At 37.1% G+C, this 3416-nt stretch carries 2 protein-coding genes; one reads left to right on the forward strand and one right to left on the reverse strand.

The window, feature by feature from the left end:
• Positions 1-214 precede the first annotated feature (214 nt).
• On the forward strand, positions 215-2542 hold the full coding sequence (locus E1171_RS04470) for a M1 family metallopeptidase (protein ID WP_155204507.1): 2328 nt from the start codon (positions 215-217) through the stop codon (positions 2540-2542).
• Positions 2543-2619: 77 nt separating this feature from the next.
• Here E1171_RS04470 and E1171_RS04475 read toward each other — a convergent pair whose 3' ends face one another.
• Entirely contained in the window at positions 2620-3279 is a 660-nt protein-coding gene (locus E1171_RS04475; protein ID WP_155204509.1) for an outer membrane beta-barrel protein, read from the reverse strand.
• Positions 3280-3416: the final 137 nt, after the last annotated feature.

Genomic DNA, 3416 nt, shown 5'->3' on the forward strand with positions numbered 1-3416 from the left:
TTAATATTGGGTTGGAAATAGGTCAATTGGCCATTGTTCTTTCCTTACTTTTAGCCTCCTTTATTTTTGTAAATATATTCAGAGTAAGCAGGAGAGATTGGAAAATAGTTATTTCTTCTGCAATTGCTGGGGTTTCAATTTTCATGGTACTAGGCTTAATGTAACCCTAAACAATAAATAGAACTTTTTTAACTACCTATAACAAACTAATCATATGAAAAAAGTAGCGCTTTTATCCCTAGCATTGGGAGCAGCCAACCTGCTTTTTGCGCAGTCCGACAGGGGGGAAGATCTGACGGACAAATTTGCCCAACTTGGGCCGGAATTGGCCACTCCAAATGCTTTTCGCACTGCTTCGGGAGCCCCTGGAGTAATGTATTGGCAACAAGAAGCCAATTACAATATTCAAGTAGAACTGGATGATGAAAATCAAAGATTAAAAGGGTCAGAAGTCATTCATTATACAAATAATTCTCCTGATCCACTTACCTATATTTGGGTACAGTTAGATCAAAATCGCTTTAAAAACAATTCGGATACCTACTCCACTGCTTCTAGCCGTATTCCAAAAAGAATGAGCTTTTCTCATTTGGAGTCTATTTTACCAAAAGACACGGACCACGGTTACAATATTACTAAAGTAGCTGATATAAACGGAAATCCACTAGCGCATGTCATTAATAAAACTATGATGCGAGTAGATCTACCTCAACCTTTGCATCAAGGTGATTCTTTTGACTTGGCTATTGATTGGGAACATCACATTATTGATGCCGAAAAAATGGATGTTCGTGGTGGTTATGAATATTTTCCGGAAGATAAAAATTACCTCTATGAAATTTCCCAATGGTTCCCAAGAATGGCGGTATATTCAGATTTTGAGGGGTGGCAAAACAAACAATTTTTAGGAAATGGGGAGTTTGCCCTTCCTTTTGGAGACTACACTGTGAGCATCACAGCACCAGCAGACCATATTGTAGGGGCTACTGGGGTTCTTCAAAATCCTGAAGATGTATTGAATGCAGAACAATTAAAACGATTCAATCAAGCAAAAACTGCCGATAAACCTGTTCTAATTGTTTCTCAAAAAGAAGCGGAAAAAAATGAGAAATCTCGTTCTAAAGAAAAAAAGACTTGGACTTTTAAAGCCGATAACGTCCGAGATTTTGCCTGGGCTAGTTCGAGAAAATTCATTTGGGATGCTATGGGCGTGAAAATGGAAAATGGGAAAACTACCATGGCTATGTCCTTTTATCCAAAAGAAGGAAATCCATTATGGGGACAATATTCCACAGAAGTAGTCGCCCACACCCTGAAAACCTATTCTGATTTTACCTTCGCTTATCCATATCCAACAGCTATTTCCGTTCATGGACCTGTATTTGGTATGGAATATCCAATGATATGTTTCAATGGTGGAAGACCAGAGTCAGATGGCACCTATTCGGAAACCATCAAAAATGCCATGATTGGGGTAATCATTCATGAGGTTGGGCACAACTTCTTCCCTATGATTGTCAATTCAGATGAAAGGCAATGGACCTGGATGGATGAAGGATTAAACACATTCCTGGAATACCTTACGGAGGTATCTTGGGATAGAGATTTCCCTACTGATAGAGGCCCTGCCAGTAGTATAGTACGATATATGAAAGGCAGCAGACAATTCATGCGGCCAATAATGACTAACTCAGAAGCTATTATTCAATTTGGCAACAATGCTTATGGAAAACCGGCAGCGGCTTTGAATATTTTGAGAGAAACGGTTATGGGAAGAGAACTCTTTGACTATGCTTTAAAAGAATATGCCAAAAGATGGGCCTTTAAACATCCTACTCCGGAAGACTTTTTCCGTACCATGGAAGATGCTTCAGGCGTAGATCTGGACTGGTTCTGGAGGGGTTGGTTTTATACCACAGACAATGTAGATATTTCCATCGAAGACATGAAGTGGTTTAAAGTGAACACACAAAACCCTGTAGCAGAAAAAAAAGACCTGAAAAAAGAACATAAAAATGCTCTTGCATTGGACATCTCTCGTACCCAAAATATGAAGGATATTCCTAAAACAGCGGTAGAAGCTAATTCGGAACTTAAAGACTTTTATAATTCCTACGATCCATTCAAAATTACCACTGAAGATACTAAGGCCTATAAGAAGTTTTTAAAAGGTTTGGATGATAACCAAAAGGAATTGTTAAATGCGGGATTAAATTTCTATCAGATAGACTTCAAAAACATTGGTGGTTTAGTCATGCCTATAATTATCAAATGGACTTATACTGATGGTAGCTCAGAGGTTGAGAGAATTCCTGCTGAAATCTGGAGAATGAATAACGATGAAGTGAGCAAAGTATTCGCTAAGAAAAAAGAAGTAGCAGAAGTAGAATTGGACCCATATCTTGAAACTGCTGATGTAGACAGGGAAAATAATTACTTCCCAAGAAGAAATGTTCCTACTAAATTCAAATTATATAAAAGAAAGAAAAGGAATAGCGGCAATCCTATGCAGAAAAAAAATAAGGCGATTTCCTCTCGATGATTAATTCATTTTATTGATCATAAAACAAAAAAGGGAGCAGATTAAATCTGCTCCCTTTTTTATAGGTTAACTATTCCTTAGTTTCTTCTTCCGAAAAGGAAACCAACACCAATTCTTAAGTGACTGTTATTCATTTTCAATTTTTCGCCACCATCTACAATGTCAGAAGCTTTTCCTGTAAGGATATTGTAAGCAACATCGATATTGAGTTTACCTACTTTAAGACCAACTCTTGGAGATGCGGCAAATAAAGTTCCTTCAAGTGCATTTCCACCTGCGTCTACTTCCGGTTCTTCTTCATCAATATCCTCAACACTAACTGAACCATTAGCTGTGACTGCTCTAGAAAAACCTAGTCCTAAACCAACATAAGGAGCGACGTTATTTGTTGAAAAATAGTAATCTCCTGTTAACATAGTGGTAGTCATCACAGTTACTCCAGCTTTAAAAGTCGTAGGAATCCCACTTGCATCATCATATGTCTCTTCTGCACCTGCGAATGCTCCAACTCCCAATTCTAGTCCGGCATCGATGTTCTCAGTTACAGCATATTTAGCTAACAAACGACCACCTATTCCACCTTTGGCATAATCTCCCAAAGCTGTTTTATCAAGAACATCAGCGTCTGTTTTTACTGTAGGAATACCATAGTCGAAAGAAAATCCTGCTCTAAACTGTGCAGATGAAATAGTAGCAGAAGCGACAACAAAAACAAAAAGTAGAAATAACTTTTTCATGTAAAAAAAATTTAAAAATTAAACAAGATTAATTTAAATAAAATATAATTTCTTTTGCGATTAAATATCGTTATTCGAAGAAACAACAAGAGTATTTAAAAACCAAAATCATCACTAAAAAATAAATTAAATCATAT

The sequence above is a fragment of the Xanthovirga aplysinae genome, from assembly GCF_009711365.1.
In the GTDB taxonomy this organism is placed as follows: Bacteria; Bacteroidota; Bacteroidia; order Cytophagales; family Cyclobacteriaceae; genus Xanthovirga; species Xanthovirga aplysinae.

Excerpts from the sequence above, each read along its gene's own strand:
- E1171_RS04475 (WP_155204509.1), bottom strand. The coding sequence starts at position 3,279 with ATGAAAAAGTTATTTCTACTTTTTGTTTTTGTTGTCGCTTCTGCTACT.
- E1171_RS04470 (WP_155204507.1), top strand. The coding sequence starts at position 215 with ATGAAAAAAGTAGCGCTTTTATCCCTAGCATTGGGAGCAGCCAACCTG.